General features: G+C 50.5%; 18 protein-coding genes and 1 tRNA gene. 11 read left to right on the top strand and 8 right to left on the bottom strand.

Translation table 11 applies throughout. From position 1 onward, the window contains the following. Positions 1-26: 26 nt before the first annotated feature. The 8 genes from deoC to J7395_RS15200 form a co-directional block, all read right to left on the bottom strand. Entirely contained in the window at positions 27-860 is an 834-nt protein-coding gene (gene deoC, locus J7395_RS15235; protein ID WP_209222130.1) for a deoxyribose-phosphate aldolase, read from the bottom strand. Positions 861-948: 88 nt separating this feature from the next. Continuing rightward, positions 949-2,088, bottom strand: a complete 1,140-nt coding sequence (locus tag J7395_RS15230) for a succinylglutamate desuccinylase/aspartoacylase family protein (protein ID WP_209222128.1) — start codon at positions 2,086-2,088, stop codon at positions 949-951. A 140-nt stretch (positions 2,089-2,228) separates the two neighbouring features. Next, positions 2,229-2,975: an ABC transporter permease subunit gene (locus J7395_RS15225; protein ID WP_181850080.1), complete on the bottom strand. Its 747-nt coding sequence runs from the start codon at positions 2,973-2,975 to the stop codon at positions 2,229-2,231. A 3-nt stretch (positions 2,976-2,978) separates the two neighbouring features. Further along, positions 2,979-3,671, bottom strand: a complete 693-nt coding sequence (locus tag J7395_RS15220) for an ABC transporter permease (protein WP_062948862.1) — start codon at positions 3,669-3,671, stop codon at positions 2,979-2,981. Positions 3,672-3,758: 87 nt separating this feature from the next. Next, positions 3,759-4,556, bottom strand: a complete 798-nt coding sequence (locus tag J7395_RS15215) for a lysine/arginine/ornithine ABC transporter substrate-binding protein (protein ID WP_062948861.1) — start codon at positions 4,554-4,556, stop codon at positions 3,759-3,761. A gap of 84 nt (positions 4,557-4,640) precedes the next feature. Then, on the bottom strand, positions 4,641-5,402 hold the full coding sequence (locus J7395_RS15210; RefSeq protein ID WP_348541240.1) for an ATP-binding cassette domain-containing protein: 762 nt from the start codon (positions 5,400-5,402) through the stop codon (positions 4,641-4,643). Between the two features lie 429 nt (positions 5,403-5,831). Further along, positions 5,832-7,775: a methyl-accepting chemotaxis protein gene (locus J7395_RS15205; RefSeq protein WP_209222126.1), complete on the bottom strand. Its 1,944-nt coding sequence runs from the start codon at positions 7,773-7,775 to the stop codon at positions 5,832-5,834. A 218-nt stretch (positions 7,776-7,993) separates the two neighbouring features. Next, positions 7,994-8,083: transfer RNA gene (locus J7395_RS15200), tRNA-Ser, on the bottom strand. Here J7395_RS15200 and J7395_RS15195 point away from each other — a divergent pair. The 11 genes from J7395_RS15195 to J7395_RS15145 all read left to right on the top strand — a co-directional run bounded on the left by J7395_RS15195 (position 8,056) and on the right by J7395_RS15145 (position 22,099). After that, positions 8,056-9,336: a lytic murein transglycosylase gene (locus J7395_RS15195; RefSeq protein WP_348541234.1), complete on the top strand. Its 1,281-nt coding sequence runs from the start codon at positions 8,056-8,058 to the stop codon at positions 9,334-9,336. The genes J7395_RS15200 and J7395_RS15195 overlap by 28 nt on opposite strands. A gap of 49 nt (positions 9,337-9,385) precedes the next feature. Then, complete coding sequence (locus J7395_RS15190) at positions 9,386-10,453, top strand: septal ring lytic transglycosylase RlpA family protein (protein ID WP_209222124.1); 1,068 nt, start codon at positions 9,386-9,388, stop codon at positions 10,451-10,453. A 147-nt stretch (positions 10,454-10,600) separates the two neighbouring features. Further along, entirely contained in the window at positions 10,601-11,773 is a 1,173-nt protein-coding gene (locus tag J7395_RS15185; protein ID WP_209222122.1) for a D-alanyl-D-alanine carboxypeptidase family protein, read from the top strand. Next, positions 11,770-12,426, top strand: coding sequence for a dTMP kinase (tmk, locus tag J7395_RS15180; RefSeq protein WP_209222120.1), 657 nt, complete (start codon positions 11,770-11,772; stop codon positions 12,424-12,426). The genes J7395_RS15185 and tmk overlap by 4 nt, the downstream gene beginning before the upstream one ends. A gap of 3 nt (positions 12,427-12,429) precedes the next feature. Then, positions 12,430-13,533, top strand: coding sequence for a DNA polymerase III subunit delta' (locus J7395_RS15175; protein ID WP_209222118.1), 1,104 nt, complete (start codon positions 12,430-12,432; stop codon positions 13,531-13,533). A gap of 86 nt (positions 13,534-13,619) precedes the next feature. Further along, a complete protein-coding gene (gene metG, locus J7395_RS15170; RefSeq protein ID WP_209222116.1) occupies positions 13,620-15,185 on the top strand; it encodes a methionine--tRNA ligase in 1,566 nt (521 codons plus the stop codon). Beyond that, positions 15,182-15,997: a TatD family hydrolase gene (locus J7395_RS15165; protein WP_209222114.1), complete on the top strand. Its 816-nt coding sequence runs from the start codon at positions 15,182-15,184 to the stop codon at positions 15,995-15,997. Before metG ends, J7395_RS15165 begins: the two co-directional genes overlap by 4 nt. Then, positions 15,997-16,770: an MBL fold metallo-hydrolase gene (locus tag J7395_RS15160; protein WP_209222112.1), complete on the top strand. Its 774-nt coding sequence runs from the start codon at positions 15,997-15,999 to the stop codon at positions 16,768-16,770. The genes J7395_RS15165 and J7395_RS15160 overlap by 1 nt, the downstream gene beginning before the upstream one ends. 302 nt (positions 16,771-17,072) lie before the next feature. Continuing rightward, positions 17,073-18,263, top strand: a complete 1,191-nt coding sequence (locus tag J7395_RS15155) for a tyrosine-type recombinase/integrase (RefSeq protein ID WP_209222110.1) — start codon at positions 17,073-17,075, stop codon at positions 18,261-18,263. Beyond that, positions 18,250-19,755, top strand: a complete 1,506-nt coding sequence (locus J7395_RS15150; protein ID WP_209222108.1) for a site-specific integrase — start codon at positions 18,250-18,252, stop codon at positions 19,753-19,755. Before J7395_RS15155 ends, J7395_RS15150 begins: the two co-directional genes overlap by 14 nt. After that, the gene (locus J7395_RS15145; protein ID WP_209222106.1) at positions 19,724-22,099 is read left to right on the top strand and encodes a hypothetical protein; all 2,376 of its coding nucleotides are present in this window, start codon (positions 19,724-19,726) and stop codon (positions 22,097-22,099) included. Before J7395_RS15150 ends, J7395_RS15145 begins: the two co-directional genes overlap by 32 nt. Positions 22,100-22,439 lie beyond the last annotated feature (340 nt).

The raw sequence follows: 22,439 nt of genomic DNA, 5'->3' as shown, positions 1-22,439 counted from the left end.
TGCTGATTGGCAGATAGTCATTATTCTCAGTAGTTGCCAGTCGTCCTGGGTACCGATGCCTGATCAATACCGCAAGTTTCTAACAAGGCTGTCAGGACGCCGCTTGCACCAAAGCGAAACGTTGCAGGCTCTGCCCAGCCTTCACCCATGATCTCGTCCGCAATGGCAAGAAAGAGTGCTGCGTCATCGGTCGTTTTGACACCGCCAGATGCCTTGAAACCGCAGGCAAGGCCATCTTCCTCGCGGGCGTCGCGGATGGCTGTGATCATTGCCACCGCGGCCTCGGGCGTTGCGCCAACCGGCGCCTTCCCGGTCGATGTTTTGACGAAATTCGCACCATGCTTGATCGCAAGGCGGGCTGCGTCATAAACCTTTGAAAGATCGTCAAACTCGCCACTTTCAAGGATAACCTTCATCGTCGTCATCGGGCCGCAAGCCATGCGGGTTGCCTCAATCACATCAATGACGGTCTGAATATCCCCGGCAAGAAAAGCTTTGTAAGGCAGAACCAGATCAACCTCGTCCGCACCCTTGGCAACTGCGTCAGCGGTTTCGTCGCCGACACGCTGCGCATTGGTACCACCAGCTGGGAAATTGACTACGGTTGCGGTTTTAACGCCGCTTTGTCCCAGTGCCCGCCATGCGGTTTCGACGAAAGGGGCGTAAACGCAAACAGCGGCAGTATTGCCTGCTGGGCTTTGTGCGCGATCACACAGTGCTTCGATCTTTTCGACCGTGTCATCGTCATTCAGACTGGTCAGATCAAGAACAGAAATGGCCAGACGCGCGGTATCCGCATCGCTTTTTGCGGCAGCTTTGGCAGCTGTAATGACTTCTGAAACAGAATTCGGGTCGAACATGTCGGTATCCTTAAAACGCGCAGGACGCGAAGTGTTGAGATCGGCATGAATTATACCGAACTCTTGCTATCGCGTCCTCTAAAGAAGGTCAACGGGCGGTCAGCAGAAGTCCTTCACGCCCTGGCAGAACGTCTGCCCCGGCCACCGAGCACAGCAAACCACCCGGCACCACAAGGCGCCCACCAACGCGGGCATACATGAAACCATCCGTGCGGCTGGAAAACGGTGTTTTGTCACCGGTTTCGCAATCAAGAACATAACCCAGTTCCTGACCTGCCTTGACATGCACGCCGGCATCAACGGAAAAAACGATCATCCCGCCATGGGTTGCCGTTACGCGATCAACGCCGGCAAGTGGCGTTGCTGTGCATTTTGCCTCGGGCAGGGGACCGGGATCGCCCCCGATAACACCGCGACGTTGCAGAAAGGCAAACAGGTTCTTGGCATCCTGACTGGCAAGATGATCATAAACATCCTGTTCGCCGCGCAATTCAATTGTTGTTGAGAGCGTTGCCATCGGGATAGGGAACATGTCACCATAGACACGACGCAGTTCGACCCACGGGCGGCTGAAAGCTTCGTCGAACGGGTTCGCACCGCTTTCTTCGGCAATCAGACATGCTTCCGCACCGATTTGGGCAGAAAGGTCTGCTGCGTCCGGCCAACTGGAATCGCTCGTGTAAAGGTGCATTGCAGCTTCCCAGTCGCAATGCAGGTCAAGAACATAGTCTGCATCAATTGCGAGTTCCGCCAGCGTCAGACGCAAATCCTCAAGGTCGGTCAAGGGCCCGGCATTAACGCGATGCTCTTTGATCAGTCGGCGAAGTGCGGCACGCACACATTCGACGTTGGCATCGGGATCCTGACCAAGTTTCCCATCAACTGCAGCAACAAGTTCCTTGCACAGGTCAGGATAGTGCCGGTTGAAGTTCTGGCCGGTGCGCATTTCAAAGCGACCAAGCGGCTTCATGTCAACATATTGGGTGAAACCGATCGGGTTGGCGAATGGTACAACAACGATTTCCCCCTTGATCTGGTTGTTTTCTTCGGCCGTTTTCAGAAGAGTTTCCAAATGGTGCAGGGCGATAACTCCGGGCAGTTCATCGGCATGTAGTGCTGCCTGAAGATAAGCTTTCGGTCCTTTGCCGGGGGTGCCGTAGCGACGGACGGTAAGCGCGCGGGCAGTACCCATTTGCGGGCGAAGCAGTTCAATGCGTTCCTGTTGCATGATATTCCTGTGGGAGTTGGTGGCGGCGTTAGAAGCGACTCTGGCAACAACAGGTGAGGCAGTTGCCAGAAATACTCATGTCCCGAACGATCAATGTCTATGGTTTCTCGACATCGAACAGCCCGGGACTTGACTGGAAATCAGATATGTCCACCGGCTTTCGCAATGGTGGATTTGTTTTCTTTCCGGTTTTCGTTCCGGCGCAGGTATTTTTCAACACCCTTGAAGCCAAAGGTCAGGACATAAACGATAATCAGATAGATCACGCCTGCCGAAATGAAGGCTTCATATGGCAATGCGGTACGCGCAACAATTTTGCGGGCGGCACCGGTCAATTCCATCATGGTGACCGTCGATGCCAGTGACGTTGCCTTAAGCGTAAAAATCACATCGTTGGTATAGGCAGGCCAGATGATCTGCCACATACGCGGGAAGATGATCCGGCGATAAATGGTGGCAGGCCGCATGCCACACGCGCGTGCAGCTTCAATCTCGCCATTCGGAACATTCTGGATACCACCACGCATGATCTCGGCCATGTAGGCCGCCGTATTCAGGACGAATGTTAGCAGGCAGTACCAGTAGGGATCACGCAGATAGGTCCACGACCAATGATCCTGTATGCCTTCAATGCTGGCGATAAGTTGCCCACAACCGTAATACATCATGAACAGCTGTGCGATTAGCGGCGTACCGCGAAACACATAGATAAACGCAAAGGGCAGGGCCTGAACCCAAATAAGCTTTGAAACACGGGCGACGGCAAGCGGGATAGCAATCAGTGTGCCAAATACAACAGAAACCGCCAACAATTGCAGTGTCAGAAGGAAACCCTGCCACAGCCAGCTATCATATTTGGTCAGGACGTATATCAGATCTTCAAACATCGATTACGCCCTCGCAATGCCGCGGGAAGCCCGCTTTTCCAGTCGGTTGAAGACGAACAGCGATACAGTGGTAAAAGCCAGGAACATCGCCATTGCAACCAGATAAAATGTAAAGGGCGCTTTTTCTGTTCCTGCACCAACCGCTGCTTTACGCAGGATTTCCTCGACACCGACGACTGAAATCAGGGCCGTATCCTTGATCAGAACCTGAAACAGGTTATTAAGCCCGGGCAGGGCGAACCGCCAGAGTTGTGGTAACTTGATACGAAGGAATATTTGCGCTGGTGTCATGCCGCAAGCGGTTGCTGCTTCAATCTGGCCAACCGGAATGGATTGCATGGCTGCGCGAAACACTTCGGAGGCGAATGCACCCTGAACAAGAGCAAGTGCCGCCACGCCCGACCAGAATGCCGGGATATCAACACGAACAGCTTCACCGCCAATAAGTTCGGCAAGGTTCTGCACGGCAATCGTGCCGCCAAAATAGATCAATAAAATAACCAAAAGTTCGGGAATACCGCGGATAATAACGGTGTAGCTTTCCCCGATTATCCGCAAGCTCCGGTAACGCGACAATTTTGCCGAAGCGCCCAGCAAACCGAGAATAATCATGAATGGCAGCACGGTCAGGCAAAGCTGGACTGTCACAAGTCCACCTTCAAGCATCTGCCAACCGCGGCCGTATAAATCAAACATGGTATCTCCTGCAAACCTTCATGCCACATCAACGTCGGGCAATAAGGGAAGGGCGGCACACTGGTGCCGCCCTAAACTGCCTTCCGATCAATTCGGGTGCAGGTTGATTTCTTCGAAATATTTTTTGTTGATTTCCTGATACGAACCATTGGCAAGCATTTCGGCCAGTGCCTTGTTCAGGATTTCTTTCAGGTCCTGATCTTCTTTGCGAATGCCGATCCCGGCCCCTTCGCCAAAGAATTCTTTAGGTGCAAATGTTTCCGACACGAAAGCATAGCCTTTGCCCTCATCGGACTTGACCCATTCAACGAGAACACCGGAATCGGCCAGTGTTGCATCAATGCGGCCAGCGGTAAGATCAAGCAGAGCGTTGTCCTGCGTGTCATACATACGAATTTCGGCGTTCGGGAAATTGTCTTCGAGGAAAGCAGAGTGAGTGGTCGAGCGCTGAACGCCGATCACGAGACCGTCAAGCGCGTCTTCAACAACCGCGCCATCTTTCCATGCCTCCACAGACATTCCTTCCTTACCAACGAATACCGCCGGCGTGGTGCTGTAGTAATTGGTGAAGTCGATGGAGCGTTTACGCTCTTCGGTGATCGACATCTGGGCGATAATCGCATCATATTTTTTTGCCAGCAGACCCGGAATGATCCCGTCCCAGTCCTGGGCTACGATTTCACATTCGATGCCAGCCGTCTCACAAAGTTTTACCGCGAAATCGACGTCAAACCCCTGCAGTTTGCCATCCTTGTCGACATAGTTGAACGGAGGATATGCACCTTCGGTCGCAATAACGACCTTTTCCCAGGCTGCACTTGCTGCCGATGCACTCAGTGCTACACCTACGGCTGCTGCGGTCGCAACCTTGATCCAGTTTTTCATTCATAGTCTCCCTTGTTGTTGAGAACAGGCCGTATCGACACTGTCCTTGTCGGTCGGTTCTTTCGCGGAACCAGCCCTTCCAGATCAGAAATCACGCTGAAGGAATTGCTTCATACGTTCTGATTTTGGATTTTCGAATACCTCTTTCGGCTCTCCAAACTCTTCCACCAGTCCCTGATGGAGGAACATGACGTGGCTCGATACCCCTTTGGCAAACCCCATCTCGTGCGTAACGACCAGCATCGTACGGCCTTCTTCGGCAAGGTCGGTCATGACCCGAAGAACTTCCCCTACAAGTTCAGGATCAAGCGCGGACGTCGGCTCGTCAAACAGCAGAACTTCAGGCTCGATTGCCAAAGCGCGGGCAATTGCGGCGCGTTGCTGCTGCCCGCCGGAAATGTGGCCGGGATAATAGTCGCGGCGTTCATACATGCCCACTTTGTGAAGCAGAGCATCGGCACGTTCGATGGCTTCTTTTTTCGGAATGCCAAGAACATGCACCGGCGCTTCGATCACATTTTCCAGAATGGTCAGGTGGCTCCAAAGATTGAAGCTTTGAAATACCATGGCCAGTTTGGTGCGAATGCGTTGAAGCTGTTTTTTGTCGGCCGGTTCCTGACTTCCATCTTTCAGGCCGCGCATCTTGATCAGTTCGCCATGAACATGCACGGTGCCTGAATTCGGTGTTTCAAGAAGGTTGATGCAGCGCAAAAAGGTACTTTTGCCAGAACCGGATGAACCGATGATCGAAATAACGTCACCGGTATTCGCGGTCAGATCAATACCTTTGAGGACTTCATGCTCCCCAAAGCTTTTGAACATCCCTTCGACCTTTAGGGCGGGTATGTTTGTGCTCATATCGAGATAAAGAGTCCCCTGTTGAAAGTTCTTGTTGTTTCGGGCCTGCCCGATCCGCACCAAATCGATGCTTCACCCCTTTGGACAATCCGAATCACATTCTTCCCCTGAATAATTGCCTTTCCGGGCACTGTAATTCTACTGATTTTTTGCAGTTATATGAAGAAAACAGCCCTCTCCGCATTATATTTGGCCGGGGTTGGGAAACCTTAGCAAATATACTGCTGTCCTAAGTGTTTTTACGCAATAAAAATTCCCAACATTTCCGAGAGTGCCGAATCACACTTGGTCTTGGCGCAAATTTTTGCACCTGAACGTGGCATTTTAGTTTTCGACCATTTTTGCAGCAATCGGAGAGTAAGCAAAAGGCCCGCACCGTGATCAATATACGAAGCGGGCTTTGATTGTTGCTCCGGCTCAATTATCGCGAACTGTTTTGAGGAAGCCAATCACTTCCTGGCGAAGCTTTCCGGCCAAAGCCTGCATTTCATTTGACGACTGCAAAAGAGCGCGGGCTTCGTCGCTGACCATGGTTGAAGCATCGGAAACGGCTGATACATTCCGGGACACATCCTGCGTTCCCGAAGCGGCGCGTTGCACACTATCCGCAATTTCCTGCGTTGCAGCTCCCTGTTGCTCGACAGCGGCTGCTATCGCATTGCAGAACTCGTTAATCCGTTCGATTGTTGTGGTGATATCGCTGATTTCCGTTACGGAGCGGGTAGACGAAGATTGAATGCCATCGACCTGAGTCTGAATGTCGCCGGTTGCCTTGTCTGTCTGATTGGCAAGGGATTTCACTTCGCCTGCTACCACGGCAAATCCTTTGCCGGCATCTCCGGCACGCGCAGCTTCGATGGTGGCGTTCAGAGCCAAGAGGTTTGTCTGCCCAGCAATATCCTGAATTAAACCGACAACCTTTCCAATCCGTTCTGCTGCATCGGCAAGCTCCGTGACGGTCTGGCTGGTGTTATTCACGCCTTCAACCGCCATGCTTGCAACCTGGATGGACTGCGTAACTTGCGCACCTATTTCTCTGATCGCGGCTGATAGCTCTTCGGTCGCGGCTGCAACCGTTTGAACGCTTTCGGTCGTCTGGGCTGCGGCCTCGGAAACAGCGGATGCCCGCGCATTGGATTCTTCTGCGCTCGCCGTCAGCTGTTTGGCAACGTGCTGGGTTTGCTCAGACGCATGTGCGACAGTTTCAACAATAGAAAGGACATTTTTTTCAAAGCTGTCCGCCATTTGATTGAGTGCACGCCTGCGTTCCTCGGCCAACCTCTTTGTCGATTCCTCATTCTCTTTGGCGAGGCGCTCCATCTCGATTGCATTATCCTTGAACACAACGACGGCAGCAGCCATTGAACCGATTTCATCCTTAAGTTCAGTTCCGGGGACTTCAACACTGCGATCCCCATTTGCAAGGCGCGTCATGGCATCTGTCATGCTCAGAACTGGCCTGGACACCCATTGGCGTACCAGAACGCCCATAAGTCCCATTATCGCAAGAACCGCAACAATAGCGGTGATAATCGATGTCTGTCGGAAATTTGTAAGTGATACATAAGCAAGGTCGCGATCGATGGCAAAACCAAGATACCAGCTTACAGCGGGCAGGCCTTCGACCTTGAAGAAAGTGAAAATTTGATCACCAGTGCCATTCAGGACGTCATCCATACCTTCTCGAACAGTCGGGGTGCTCTGCGGAAAGGCTTCCGCCATCGGCTTAAGCGTGAAATTGGCATCCGGATGGATCAGGATGGTTCCCTGATCATTGACCAGAAACCCATATCCGATCCCGCCCAGATCAACGCTGCGCACCAGCTCTCCCAGGGTGGTGATGTCAAGATCACCACCAACGACACCGAGAATTTTCCCATCAGAAGAAACCGGTGTGGTTGCTGTAACAATCAGTTTTCCGGTTGATGCATCGGTGTATGGCTCTGTTAGCGTGCTGCCACCAGCGGCAACCGCGTCCGCATACCATGGTCGTTTGCGCGGATCGTAATCGGCAGGCAATTCATCCGGGGGAAACATCAGCATCTCGCCCGATGCGCTACCAAAATACGAGAACATGAATGTATCAGCGAGGGAAGGGCGACTGACCAGATACTTCACACTGTCACTGTCATTTTTCTGCGCAATATTTTGCCCTAGGCTTTCTACAAGCAACTTCCGGCCATCAATCCAATTTGCGATCCCGGTTGTTGCCAGAGAACCCGTTTCAACCAGTTTGGATTGAAGTGACGCCTGAATCGCAGATTTTTGTTGAAGGTCGAAATACAGAATGAATGCCACAAATGTGGTCACAACAATCAATGCCGCAGCCAAAAGAATACGGCTGCCAATGTTCAGTGACATCAGGTTTTCTCCGGTGATACGCTCGCCCTGTTTGTATCAGGTTGGCATCATGTAATCCGGTTACAAGAGCACTTAAGTGCCCGAAATATTGATAAAAGGTGTGTAAATTTATCTGGCTGAATTGTGTGATTGAGCTGAACCGGTTTAGACGTGCAAGTAAGCACCATGACAAACACTTGTCTTGGCGTGGTTCAACATTCGACAACTGATCAGGGAGGTGGCGGAGAGACAGGGATTCGAACCCTGGGTACCCGTAAAGGCACGCCGGTTTTCAAGACCGGTGCATTCAACCACTCTGCCATCTCTCCGCATTGTGGTGGCGTTTATCGTCCTGCGCGCCCTCAATAAATTGCCGGGCTGCACCTGTCAATATGTCAGTTTCTGCTTTGCAAAGTTTCTTGCGTACCCAAATTACGCGAAGGTTCGTGCCAGACATTTAACAAGTCTTAACGTGTGGGGCGGTATCAGCAATATACTGAACTCAAAACGAGTATATCAGCCTGGTCAAGCATTAACCGGGAACGTCAAACCAAACCGGCACGAGGCGAGCAAAATGAATTATCGGACCATCGGTACTGTGGCTTCAATTATCGGCATGCTCGTGACGGTTTCACCAGCTTTCGCCCAGACCAATACGGACGAGTTGCCAGCCTTTACGACAGAAGGCTTTGATGCATGGCTGGCTGATTTCAAAAAAGATGCGGCATCAAAGGGCATTTCCCAGTCGACACTGGATGTTGCCTTTGCCAATACGCAACCAATTCCGAAAGTGATTGAGTATGATCGCAGCCAACCAGAGTTCAAACTGACATTCGAGCAGTATCTGCAACGGGTTGTGCCGCAGTCACGTATAGATGAAGGTCGGCGTAAATATGCCGAAAACCGTGCAATTATTGATGCCGCTGCCAAAAAATACGGTGTTCCGGGACATTACCTGGCCGCATTTTGGGGCATTGAAACCGGTTTTGGGCGTCATACTGGCGGATATTCTGTCGTTGATTCGCTTGCAACCCTTGCCTTTGAAGGCCGTCGGGCAGAGTATTTCCGCACGGAATTGATCAATGCGCTCAAGATTATTGACGCAGGCCATATCGCGCCTGAAAAAATGGAAGGCTCTTGGGCCGGGGCCATGGGACAGGCGCAATTTATGCCTTCCACTTTCCTGAACTATGCCCGTGACGGAAACGAAGACGGAAAGATTGACCTTTGGGGAGCTAAAGAAGATGTTTTCGCATCTGCCGCGAACTATCTATCAACGGTTGGCTGGAAAGCCGACGAACGGTGGGGCCGCAAAGTCAGTATTCCTTCTGACCTTGATAAATCAGTTACTGGACGCGAAATTCGCAAACCGATCAGTGAATGGCAGAAACTTGGTGTTCGTATGCCGGATGGGTCCAGTCTTCCTGCTGCCGACATGGATGCGTCAATTGTCATCGTAAATGACGGTGCCGGACCTGCTTATATGGTTTATAACAATTTTCACACCATAATGCATTGGAACCGGTCGACCTATTTTGCAATTGCAGTTGGTACACTTGCTGATGCGATCGCCGGTCGTTAATTGCTTTAGCCGATCATACGCGGTTCACTATCTGGACGGGAACAACTGAATGCCGAAAAACGTGCGCAAGGCGTTTATGCAGGGCTGGAACAAAGGGCGTTGGGCTGCTGGTGCACTTGCCATTACCGTTTTATTGGCCGGTTGCGCCGAAACGCAGCTTGCTGTCCATGGAGTTAAACGTATTGGCGGTGCACAACAGCAGCAGCCGGTACAGGTTGGTACCTATAAGGTCGGTAATCCTTACGAGATTGCCGGGCAGTGGTATTATCCCGCTGCTGACTATGAATACAAGGAAACCGGTATTGCTTCTTGGTACGGCCCGAAATTCCATGGCAAGAAGACCGCGAATGGCGAAATCTTTGATCAGTACGAGGTATCTGCAGCCCACCGTACACTTCCAATGCCAAGTGTGGTGCGTGTGACCAACCTTGAAAACGGACGTTCGCTTAAGGTGCGCATCAATGATCGGGGTCCGTTTGCGCACAGTCGAATCATTGATATGTCCCGTCGTGCCGCTCAGTTGCTTGGTTTCGAGCAGAAAGGCACAGCCAAAGTCCTGGTTGAAGTCATCGAAGATGAAAGCCGCCAGATCGCGGCCATAGCCCAAGGAAAAGCTGCCCCGGCTGTGACTGTTGCCGAGCAGCAAACGGTTTCCGCGGCACCGCGTGATACGGTCGAAACCGTTAGTCTGGATAATGACGGGCCAATTACCGACAGCGGAGAACCCACTAAATCGACCATCAAACTAACCCCGCCGACAGAAGGTGGGGCATCACAGGCTGTTTCGCAAACGCCTCTTGATGGCACGGTGGAAGAAAGTGCGGTTGTTCGTGTGGAGCCGGTTTCGCCGTCTTCGATCTATGTGCAGGCAGGCGCATTTTCGGTTTACGACAATGCACTTAACCTCCGGAACCGGTTATATGACATGGCCCCAAGCAAGATAGAGCCGGTCGATGTCAAGGGGACAACCTTTTATCGCGTTCGACTTGGACCATTAAACACCGTTCCCGAAGCGGACATTCTGCTCGAACGGGTAATCGCCACAGGACAGAATGGCGCAAAAGTCGTTGTGGAATGTGCTGACGGCGCTTTGCAAAACAGTGTTTCCGGTTGCTAGGGTTTATCTGGTCACGATAGTTCGGATTTTGCAGAAAAGTTGAAGCGGTTGCACAATTTTGCCGGATTTGCGACATAGAGACCGATCTTATCCCGCCGAAAAACAGGGCGGTATGACAGTTAATTTAAAGAACAAGGTTAGGACGTTATGAGTTTGATGCCGCCAATTCCGTTCAAAACGAAACTGAACCGGGTAGTGGCCGGGGCCGCGATATTTGGTTCTGCCATGGCGATGTCCCTGACCAGCGTGCACGCGCTTGAGACGACCGCGCGCGAAGCTTATTTGATGGATTATGACACCGGCACTGTTCTGCTCGACAAGAATGGGGATGTTTTAACTGAACCTGCGTCGATGACCAAAATGATGACGGTTCACTTGTTGTTCGAGCGGATCAAAAGCGGCAGCGTATCGCTTGACGATACATTCCACGTCAGTGAAAAAGCATGGCGCAAAGGTGGATCGAAAATGTTCGTCGAAGTGAATTCCGACGTTTCGGTCAATGACCTGCTGCATGGTATTATTGTTCAGTCTGGGAATGATTCTGCTATCGTTGTTGCAGAAGGGCTTGCTGGTACCGAAGAGGCATTTGCCGAGGAAATGACCGCTGAAGCGCGCAAGATCGGTATGACGAAGTCTGTTTTCAAAAATGCGACTGGCTGGCCGGACGAAGGGCATCTTGTTACGGTGCATGATCTGGCAATCCTGGCCCATGATACCATTAAGAACTTTCCCGAACTTTATAAACTCTATGCGGTGAAGGAATTCACCTATAACGGGATCCGCCAACCGAACAGAAACCCTTTGCTGGGTACCAGTGCCGGCGTTGATGGTATGAAAACCGGTCATACAGAAACAGCAGGCTATGGATTGACGGCAACTGCGGAACGCGATGGGCGTCGTCTTATTCTTGTCGTTAACGGTCTTGGTTCTGTGCGCGAACGCAGAACAGAGTCACAAAAACTGCTGGATTGGGGATTCCGCGAGTTTGACAATTATGACCTGTTTGATGCAGGCGAAGTCGTCAGCAGCGCGAATGTCTGGCTGGGGTCAGAAACCAAAGTCGATCTGGTCACTGATCAGGATATCCTGTTGACGCTGCCCCGCACGAACCGTGACGATATGAAAGTTTCGGTCGTTTATGAAGGCCCGATCCCGGCACCGATTACCGCAGGGCAGCAAGTCGCAACGCTGAAGGTTGAACTTCCCGGTAACGAACCACATGAATTCCCGCTTTACGCCGCAACCGAGGTTGATCGTCTTGGTTTTATCGGACGCATCGGTGCGGCAATCAAATATCTGCTGTGGGGAGCGAACGGTTGAGTTCGGTGCCAGGTTTGTTCATCAGCTTTGAAGGTGGTGAAGGTAGCGGCAAGACAACCCAGATACGCCGACTTGAAAGCTGGTTTCGTCAGCGCGGACGCGAGGTTGTCGTCACGCGCGAACCTGGCGGCTCCCCCGGTGCGGAAGAAATCAGAAACCTGTTATTGACCGGTGACCCCGGACGCTGGGACGCAGTGACCGAAGCCCTGTTGATGTTTGCGTCGCGCCGAGATCACGTGGAACGGACCATCCGCCCGGCTCTTGCAGAGGGTAAGGTTGTTTTGTGTGACCGCTTTGCTGATTCTTCGGTTGCATATCAGGGATTTGGGCATGGTCTTGGCGCAGAGTATATCCGCAATCTTTGGCAAATCGCGATTGACGGTTTCAAACCTGATCTGACCCTGATTTTCGATCTTCCGGTAGAGGTTGGTTTGGAACGGGCAGGGGCGCGGTTTGCCAATATCAGTGCAGCAGAAGACCGTTTCGAGCGTATGGGAACGGAATTCCATCAACGGCTTCGAAACGGTTTCATCGAAATTGCCCGGAAAAACCCGGAACGGTGCGAAATTGTCGATGCAAACGGTGACATTGATCTGGTTTGCGAACGGATGATTTCGGTTGTTTCAGCCAGATTATCCGGACGGGGGATTTGATCGATGGCCGTTGAAGAACAAGAAGAAGAGGGGGCGTTTCCGGTACCTCGGCGCAATGCCCATTTTGTTGGCCATATCGACGCGGAACAAACGGTCCTGGATGCCTGGAATAGCAAACGCATGCACCATGCGTGGCTGCTGTGCGGGCCGCGCGGTGTCGGGAAGGCAACTTTGGCCTACCGTATGGCGCGTTTTGTTCTTTCTGGTGGTGGCGATCAGGGGGGCGGGCTGTTTGGCGATGGCCCGAGAGGTCTGCATATCGATCCGGAAAATCCGGTTTTTCGTCGTATTGCAGGCGGCGGGCACGGTGATCTCAAAGTTATTGAGCGCCAATATGACGAAAAGAAAAAACGCCTTCAGGGTGAAATTACAGTCGATAGCGTCCGGACGGTCGGGAGTTTCATGTCAAAAACCGCCGCAGAGGGTGGTTGGCGTATCGTGATTGTTGATGCAGCCGACGAGCTGAACCGTAATGCTGCCAACGCAATTCTGAAAGTTCTGGAAGAACCGCCTGCCAATGCAATGATGATCCTGATCGCCCATCAACCCGGCAGGCTGTTGCCGACCATCCGGTCGCGGTGCCGCCGTATGAACCTTGGCGTGCTTGAGGATCATCAGGTCGTTGAATTGCTGGGCAGTTATTGTCCGGATATTGATCTGGGGGATCGTGATGCCTTGGCCGGTTTGGCTGAGGGCAGCATCGGACGGGCTCTGCAACTGCATGATGTTGGCGGGCTTGAACTTTATACCGAAATGGTTCGTCTTTTGGCCGCATTGCCAGATGCAGACGTGCTGGCACAACATAAATTCGCCGAGCGGTTTTCTCCGGCTGATCGTGATGCTGCCTTTGCCACGGTAACCGATCTTCTGCACTGGTGGTTGGGGCGTCTGATCCGATTTGCCGCAACGGGGCAGGCACCGCGCGAAGTCATTGAAGGTGAATTGCCCGCCATGCAACGCATGGCTGCTGCGCAACCGCTTGATCAATGGATTGAGGTGTGGGAAAAGATCAGCGAATTGATGAGTGCCACGCGTGGATTGCATCTTGATCGCAAACAGGCTTTGCTGAATGCATTCTTCATGCTTGAAGAAACCATGCGGAACTGAAACGAGCACCAATCAACCGAAATTATGACCATAACGGCCCATTTCGGGCCGTTTTGTTTCACGACTTGCGCGAAGGATTTGCGATCATGACCGGGCACAAACAGCCCTATTACATCACAACACCGATCTATTACGTCAATGACAAGCCGCATATAGGTCATGCCTATACTACGCTGGCATGCGACGTGCTGGCCCGCTTCAAGCGCCTGGACGGTTATGACGTGATGTTCCTGACCGGCACTGATGAACATGGTCAGAAGGTTGATAAATCGGCCGCGGCCAAGGGCATTGATCCGCAAACCTTTACCGATCAGGTTTCGCAGAATTTCCGCGATCTTGCCGTGCATATGAATTACTCGAATGATGATTTCATTCGCACGACCGAAGAACGCCACAAAAAAGCCTGTCAGGCGCTTTGGAATACATTACTTGAAAAGGGCGAGATTTATCTTGGCTCTTACGACGGCTGGTATTCCGTTCGCGATGAGGCGTTTTACGGTGAAAAAGAGCTGATTGAAAAAGACGGCGAGAAAGTTGCGCCGACCGGTGCCCCCGTAGAGTGGGTTTCCGAGCCGAGCTATTTCTTCAAGCTGTCTGCCTGGGGTGATCGTCTGCTGAAATTCTATGACGACAATCCCGATTTTATCGCCCCGCAGTCACGTCGCAATGAAGTGATCAGCTTCGTGAAAGGTGGCATGCATGATCTGTCAGTATCGCGGACCAGCTTCAAATGGGGGGTGCCGGTACCAGGTGATGAAGACCATGTCATGTATGTCTGGCTTGATGCATTGACCAACTATCTGACTGCTATCGGTTATCCGGATGTGGACCCGGCCAAGCTTGAAAAGTTCTGGCCTGCCGATCTGCACATGGTTGGCAAGGATATCCTGCGTTTCCATGCGGTTTACTGGCCTGCATTCCTTTTGGCGGCCGACATTGCACCGCCCAAACGTGTTTTTGCGCACGGCTGGTGGACCAATGAGGGGCAGAAAATATCGAAATCACTGGGGAACGTCATTGATCCCTATGATCTGACGGATCGCTACGGGCTGGATCAGACACGTTATTTCCTGCTGCGCGAAGTCCCGTTTGGCAACGATGGTGATTTCTCTCATCGGTCGATGGTAAACCGCATGAACAGCGAACTGGCCAATGATCTTGGCAATATGTGCCAGCGCGTTCTTTCGATGATCCACAAAAACTGCAACGCTTCGGTGCCGACCGCCGGCACGTTCACCGATGCCGATCAGGCCATTCTGGGCAAGGCATATGGCATGCTTGATACCGTGCGTCCGCTATTTGACGCACAGGCATTCCACAAAGGCATCGAAGCGATCTGGGAACTGGTTGGCGATGCGAACCGGTATGTTGATGAAATGGCCCCCTGGGGCCTGAAAAAAACAGATCCGGCACGAATGGAAACGGTTCTGTATGTCCTGGCCGAAGTCATTCGCCATGTCGGTATCCTGGTACAGCCGCTGATGCCGGCATCTGCTGCAAAAATCCTTGATCAGCTTGTTCTGCCGATCGATCAGCGCGGATTTGAACAGCTTGGCGCAGACCACGCCTTGGTCGCAGGGACCGGTTTGCCAAAGCCGGAAGGCGTATTCCCGCGCTATGTCGAAACCGAGGACGAAGGAGAGAAGGCATGAATGTCGCGCTCGTCGACAGCCACTGCCATCTGGACTATCCCCAGTTTTCCGAAGACCTTTCGGGCATGATCGCGCGTGCCCGAAAGGCTGGCGTTGGCATGATGGTCAGTATCGGCGTAAAGCTGTCGACATTTGAAAATGTTCGCGCGGTTGCCTCCAAAGCAGACCATATTTATTGCACGATCGGCGTTCATCCGCATGAAGCCGGCGAGGAGGGGCTCTCATCGCCTGATCGCCTGATCGAAATGGCATCTGACCCGAAAATCATCGGTATCGGTGAAAGCGGTCTGGACTATTACTATGACAACGCCCCGCGGGACGCGCAGCGTGAAAGCTTTCGAGCACATATCGCTGCCTGCCGCGAAACCGGTCTGCCACTGATCGTTCATACGCGTGATGCAGATGACGACACCATGGATATTCTCGAGGACGAATATGAAAAGGGGCCGTTTACCGGCGTCATTCACTGTTTCTCGAGCTCGGCAGCACTGGCGCAACGAGCGCTTAAGATCGGTTTTTATATTTCCTGCTCGGGTATTATAACCTTCAATTCGGCCCGGGAAATTCAGGCAGCGATCGTAGACATACCACTTGATCGTTTGCTGGTGGAAACTGATGCACCGTATCTCGCTCCGGTTCCCAAGCGCGGCAAACCAAACGAACCAAGTTATGTTGCCCATACAGCCGCAAAACTGGCCCAAATCAAGTGTGTCAGCCCGGATGAAATAGCCCGTGCGACCACGGATAATTTCTTTGCTCTGTTTACCAAGGCGGACCGGAAGCATCTTCTGTCGCCGGAGGCAGGCGTATAGTGACGAAAATCACCATTCTGGGCTGCGGATCATCAAACGGTGTCCCATCCGTTGGCTTGGGTTGGGGAAAGTGCAATCCGGAAAATCCGAGGAACCGGCGTCTGAGAAGCTCGATCCTGATTGAGCAGGCGGGCAAAAATATACTTGTCGACGTTACGCCGGATTTTCGCGAACAGGCATTGCGCCATGATATCAACCATATCGATGCAGTGCTGTTCACCCATGCACATGCCGACCACGTGCATGGCATAGACGAACTTCGCTGGATCAATGTCGCTATGCATCGTCCACTGGATATCTATGCGGCAGCCGAAACCATTTCGGACATTGACCATCGTTTTGCCTATGTGTTTGAACCTTTGGCCGATGGCATTGACTTCTACTATAAGCCAGTCTTGGTCCCGCATGTCATATCCGGGGCATTCGAAGCCGCAGGGGTCCCAATAACCGTTTTCCGTCAGGATCACGGTTATGGCGAGACGCTGGGTTTCAAGGTTGGTAATTTTGCCTATTCAACGGATGTGGTCGATTTCCCGGAAGAATCACTAGAAAATCTTTACGGGCTAGATGTCTGGGTCGTTGATTGCCTGCGTCATAAACCACATGCCACGCATGCTCATCTAGAGAAGGTGTTGGAATGGGTTGCGGAATTCAAACCCAAACAGACTTACTTCACCCACATGAGCATTCTGTTTGATTATGATGAGGCAATGCGCGATACGCCCGATCATGTCGAGCCTGCATATGATGGTCTCATTATAAATGTGGACTGAAGGCTAGGAAATCTGAAACGGACAATAACGGGCAATCTGATCCCACAGAGGGCGGTATTTCGCATACCGTTAAGTTCTATAATATATATTATGACAAAAGTGACTTATTCAAATGTGTTGCGTTTTGGTCGACAATCGCTGGAAGAACCCCATATGTGAGGCTTGCGCAGCGTAGCGAAGCTAGACTCACATATGGGGTTCTTCGGTTAACGTTGCTTTGATATCTGCCGAAACAATTATCGGGCTTGAGTTAAATGCGCACGACTCAACTCTTACCTGCCAATCTGCGGACCTCAATAGTATTGGACGACCATGGTGTTCCGCGTTTTTGGAGCACCGTCTGGCTTGACACCTTCAAGACGCGGTTAGCACACAGCACGCGACAACGTTACTGTAAAAATCTAGGTCGACTTTACGAATATTCTGACGAGCTGTACGGAACGGGTTCCTTAGATAGAGCTATAACCAACCTAGAATTTGACCAAATCGAACGGATTCTGAGCGGGTTTCTGCAGAGGTTACGTCGTCAGCATTACGCGATCGGGCGATCTCCTGCCGGACCTGCGGATATTTGGCGCGTATGTAAAGAGTTTCTCTTCACGTTACTCGAATATCTCACTCCAAATACTTCAGCGCCATCTTTAACAACCCTACTCCTCCGGCTTCAGCATCGATTGCAACTTTATGACCAACTCACTGTAACGGCGCAATTTCATCCGCCTGTAGTTATTCGGGTCATACCTGCAACGGTCTTGTGCGAACTAGCGGCAATCTTTGCACCTCGCTCCAATGAAAACCCTTTCAAATCAGCAGACCAGCAATGGCGAAACTGGTTGCTCTTTCACCTTTATCTTTCTCTCGGATTACGTCGAGGAGAAGCGCTCCTATTGGATGCAGATTGCATCAAACACGAGAAAGTACGTACGAGCACTGGTGTACAAGAGATCGCGTGGCTAACAACGTTTAACCGTCAATCACAAGATAACGACCCAAGACATTCTAAACCTGCATTAAAAACGGCATTTTCACAGCGAGACATTCCTGTTAGTCGCGAACTCCTAACCATATTCGACACCTATACCCGTAACTTTCGGCCGTCATCTAAATACCCGCAATTACTGATATCCAGAAACGGACGTCCGTTATCATCGGCAAGAGTTAACAGCGTGTTTTCCTGTGCAAGACGGTCTCTCTCAAATGCTGCTCAGGCAACTCTGTATAAACATCATTCTGTTACTCTTTCACCCCACTCATTGCGCCACACCGCAGCCGTGTATCGAATTCGAACATATGTAGAGCAAGGCTTTTCTCTCGATAATGCCGTTGAAAAGTTGCGAGTGTTCTTTGGCTGGGCTCCAAACTCTCAAATGCCGCGTTTGTATGCGCGAGCATATTTTGAAAGCTCACATCAGCAAATCTGGACAGAGAATTTCGACAATTTCATTCAAGGACTCACAGCAAGCACGGGAGAGCACGACTATGACGTCTGCTGAACCAAAGGAAAACTCACGGGATGGGTTCAACCTTGATACCGTCCAGTGGCCCCCTCTTCCATCACTTATTAGATATTTTGACGATTTCCATGAACAATACAGATCTATTAATGACTTAAAGTCGAGTGATTACTGGCATGTTCGTATTGATGGTCAAGATGAGTATATTGATTTTTCATGGGCTGTGGCCGGAACGAATAATGCTCTAAAGCACTGGGTTGTGGACGGGCTTTTAACTGGTCGTCGCTGCAACGCAATGAAAACGTATGTGGGAGAGCTCAGGTCATGGTGCCTCGGTACTGACACTAATATATTCGACCAGTTGGTGAAGATTAATCCCGACCAACTTCCCCGTTTTTGGGCATCTAAAGTCCTACCAACCCTTCTAGGAAAATCGGACTCAACCGCGATTAAAAGCTTCTTACGTTTTCTTTGCCGACGACGCTTCGCAGAATGGCATCCCTCATATGCTCAAATCATATCTGCACTACCGACGCCGCACCGAGACCTATACAAACGAATTAGATCAGGTGAATGCTTTATCCCGGTACTCGATCAACGTGTATTTGCTAATAGACTTGATTCCGCCTCGCAACTATTGCGCAACAAACCAAACACGAACAAGCTCTCGATCAACGTCATCAGAGACTATTGTATTCTTAGCCTATGCTTCCAGTACGGATTGCGCCCAGGGCAAATTGCAAGAATATCAGCAAGCGATATACGTGTTTTCGAAACAGGGGCACTGCATGTCGCTTTCCCGCTAACAAAACAAAGGAAAGTAAGTTCCAAGATAGTCCGACGTATAAAGCGGGAGTGGTGCGATTTATTTGTTGCATATCGAAAACATGCGCCACCTACCCCTGCAAAGTTTTTCGGCTTAACACCAAGAGAAGTTACAGAAATTGTGCGAACGATGACGCGTGCGCTGTGTGGCAATGTCTATGCGCCTGGCGATTTTCGACATACAGCTAGCCAACGCTTGGTAGATTCTGGGGCTTCTGCTGTTTCTGTCGCAGAATTTTTAGGCCACTCCACATTGAACGCAGGCTCTGTGTATTACGATACGTCCGCCAATCAAGCAGAGCTCATTAATCGGGCGCTTTCAATCTCGCCGATATATTCCACTGTTCATCAAGTTGCACTTACCAGAACTCTCTCTCGACAAGTACTAGAGCGAACATCTGAGGAAAAAATAATAAGCGGAATGCCTCATGGCATACCAATAACCGGGATCGGAAAATGTTCAGTGGGGCAACCTAACTGCAAGTTCAACCCAATCTTCTCTTGCTACAATTGCAGGCACTTTATCGCCATAGACGAACAGCAAATACACCGCAACGCTCTCAACGATCTTCGGCAAGTTGCTCGCAGCTTTTATGATGCAGACAGACTGAGAAACGCATCACCCGCATTTCTTCAACTACAAGAAACGCTCGACGCAATTCAGAGAACCCTGAATGAACTTTCAAGCGTCAAAGCACGAGAATAAGCTAATGGGAAAAGCGGAATACAACTCGCTAATAGAACAAGGGCGTACCTTTGCCAAAGATAATCAGTTGTCTTGGAACCTCCCCCTTAATGAAGACGGAAAGGTGCCGAAAGCACTGAGATGGAACCTATCAAGGATCATTTCTGCACCTGAACCGCCAATTTTTTGGTTATCTACCGCTCGGATTCCTCCTAGCGCCGAGCAAGCACTTAGGAAAATTTGTGCCGCGAATCTTACTCATACACTTCCCTCAAGGCTTTTTCTTACTGAAGAATGGTGGGACCTATACAAAGCTATTGCACTGCATACACTTCTTGTACGGAAAAATAAGCTCCCTCACGTCAACGTAAATATACTAAAGATCGTTCGTATATTGGGAGTGTGTTGTTTCCCGAACGCACCTTGGGAGGTCTCACCAGAAGACATCCGAAAAGCGTACAATGTATCTCTATTAATCGGGAAGTCCGGAAAAACTGCCCTCAATATGGAAATGGTCGTAAGACTGTTCTTTGATGGAATGCACTTACCTGTTTCAATGCCTCTATCTCAGTATTGCCGACCTTTTAGTACATACCAATCACAACAGAGGAATGTTGATGCGAGACGCTCGTCAGAAAGAACCTTCCGACGCACCGAATTAGTCAGAACAAAACTGAGCGATCGTAAGTCCCCCGACCGTCTACCTGATAAACAAGCGTTCTGGGAGCTAGTTGACATTGTATTCACAGAGCAACCGAAAACGATCTCTGACTTCATTCGGTTTCGCATAATACAACTTTGTATCATAACCGGTCTCCGGATTGGGGAAGTAGTAATGTTGCCGGCAGATTGTCTCCGTAAGCGGTCTTACGCTACGAAAGATGGCAACCCAGCAGCAACAGAGCACGGAATATCTACTTCTTTAACGCTAAGGTATTTCTCTGAGAAAAACGTCGCACAGCACAGAAAATCCTCGCTAGTTCTGACGGAAAACACTCAACACGTCCCTCCAATGTTTTCGGAGATCGTTGAGGAAATTATTGCGAGCACGTTGCGCGTGACATTACCGATGCGAGTTAGGCTAAAACAGCAAACTAACCAGAGGGTTCTTTTTCCGGAACTCGCAGGAGTGAAGTATATACCAAGCTATGAAGCGTACGCTCGAGTGACTGGTAATATCGCAATAACTAGACGCCGATTAGCATCGAATTTTTTAGAAGAATACAGAAAAGAATACTCACCCATTGTTTTGGATAAAGTTTATCAAACTCAAGTTCGAGATATTGAAGATAACAAGTGTGCTTTATCTCCTCAAATACGATCTTTCCATCATCAGTGGAAGAAGTACGTAGACGCATTCGATTGTGAGGGAAGAAAAATTGAGGGAAAGATACGTTGGAAAGACGTATATTTTAAGGTGTCTCAAATTGAAGCGTTTTTGAACGAATTTCGGCTAAAAAAGAAACCGGATACGCTCCACGCTAAATTGCAAAACGGCAAGTTACACTTCCCTTATCAAAACCTGTTTCTACTTCCTGTATATGCCCAGTCTGAAAGTCGACAAGGGGGCATCGCCGACCTAAACCGGTACTACTCAGTGGGTAAGGCGTCGACACACGACATAATGCGGATGTTAGATGGAACAGCAAACGAAAGTATCTTCGCAAGGTATCGACCACAGATTGCAAAGCAGTTGTTTCTTAGAACCCATTCGTTTCGTCATCTGCAAAGCACGGAACTTCTGCGCTTGAATGTTGCAGATACAGTTATCTCAAAAAGGTTCAGAAAAGATGTCCGCCATGCAGCAGCTTATGATCACAGAAGCCTGGCCGAAGACCTCAATAACATTGCTGTTGAAGATGAGATTTTATCCCAACTTAGCGAACGAGGACAAACGATCTATCAGTTGGTAAAAACAGGGACAGTGGCAGGTCCAATTGTTGACGAATTCCGGCAGGTGGAAGCAACCGAAGGAATTGGCGCAGCTATCCAATATCTTCAAAGTGAAGCGGATGGCTTTCATGTAACGCCCTACGGCGTGTGTTTAAACGCATTCACCGTAGACACTTGCCCCAACCACCTAGAATGCTTTAACCACTGTCGTCACCTGGCACGTACTAACAACCCATCAGAACAAAAGAGGCTTCTAGACCTCCGCGATCATCTTGCTGGTTGGATTAAAAAATTACAGGAACAGCCTGATAGCAAGCGGCCTTTTGGCTGGCAAAATCAACTTTCGCATGCTTCTCAGCGACTAGGGGCTGTGCAAGCCGCTTTAGAGACCAAGCCGGACGGTAAAGTTTTTCCGGAAGGTAAAGATCGCTATCAAAACTTGTCCAACACTAAAAAGTCTATTCTTGATTGAGTTAGCTTGCGCCTTCAATCCAACCTTAACCCCATGTAGAGACCACAATGGTACTATCTGAGGACAAAATCCGGGTATTTGAAAACGGACTTCAGAGGATGCTGTCAGAAGACATTGACCTCAGCGCGCGTTCTTGCGTCAGAGAAAGGCTGGTAATGAATGCATCCGATATCACTCGGATACCGGCTAGGAGGAACTTACTCCTAAAATACTCTCGCCAACAGGAGGAAAAGCGGAAAAAAAATAGTGATCGAGTGAAAATTAGAGAGTTAGAAAACGAGCTTAAAGTCGCAAAACAGACTATAAACACATTAGCTGAGCACAACGAAATTCTCACGGC

Origin of the sequence: Thalassospira sp. A3_1 (assembly GCF_017744215.1) — a bacterium.
GTDB classification, from domain to species: Bacteria; Pseudomonadota; Alphaproteobacteria; order Rhodospirillales; family Thalassospiraceae; genus Thalassospira; species Thalassospira lucentensis_A.
This window is presented reverse-complemented; position numbering and strand designations above follow the sequence as displayed.

What these genes read in the sequence shown, in the direction of transcription:
- deoC (WP_209222130.1), bottom strand. Translation starts at nt 860, where the DNA reads ATGTTCGACCCGAATTCTGTTTCAGAAGTCATTACAGCTGCCAAAGCT.
- J7395_RS15230 (WP_209222128.1), bottom strand. Translation starts at nt 2,088, where the DNA reads ATGCAACAGGAACGCATTGAACTGCTTCGCCCGCAAATGGGTACTGCC.
- J7395_RS15225 (WP_181850080.1), bottom strand. Translation starts at nt 2,975, where the DNA reads ATGTTTGAAGATCTGATATACGTCCTGACCAAATATGATAGCTGGCTG.
- J7395_RS15220 (WP_062948862.1), bottom strand. Translation starts at nt 3,671, where the DNA reads ATGTTTGATTTATACGGCCGCGGTTGGCAGATGCTTGAAGGTGGACTT.
- J7395_RS15215 (WP_062948861.1), bottom strand. Translation starts at nt 4,556, where the DNA reads ATGAAAAACTGGATCAAGGTTGCGACCGCAGCAGCCGTAGGTGTAGCA.
- J7395_RS15205 (WP_209222126.1), bottom strand. Translation starts at nt 7,775, where the DNA reads ATGTCACTGAACATTGGCAGCCGTATTCTTTTGGCTGCGGCATTGATT.
- J7395_RS15190 (WP_209222124.1), top strand. Translation starts at nt 9,386, where the DNA reads ATGCCGAAAAACGTGCGCAAGGCGTTTATGCAGGGCTGGAACAAAGGG.
- J7395_RS15185 (WP_209222122.1), top strand. Translation starts at nt 10,601, where the DNA reads ATGAGTTTGATGCCGCCAATTCCGTTCAAAACGAAACTGAACCGGGTA.
- J7395_RS15175 (WP_209222118.1), top strand. Translation starts at nt 12,430, where the DNA reads ATGGCCGTTGAAGAACAAGAAGAAGAGGGGGCGTTTCCGGTACCTCGG.
- metG (WP_209222116.1), top strand. Translation starts at nt 13,620, where the DNA reads ATGACCGGGCACAAACAGCCCTATTACATCACAACACCGATCTATTAC.
- J7395_RS15165 (WP_209222114.1), top strand. Translation starts at nt 15,182, where the DNA reads ATGAATGTCGCGCTCGTCGACAGCCACTGCCATCTGGACTATCCCCAG.
- J7395_RS15150 (WP_209222108.1), top strand. Translation starts at nt 18,250, where the DNA reads ATGACGTCTGCTGAACCAAAGGAAAACTCACGGGATGGGTTCAACCTT.
- J7395_RS15145 (WP_209222106.1), top strand. Translation starts at nt 19,724, where the DNA reads ATGAACTTTCAAGCGTCAAAGCACGAGAATAAGCTAATGGGAAAAGCG.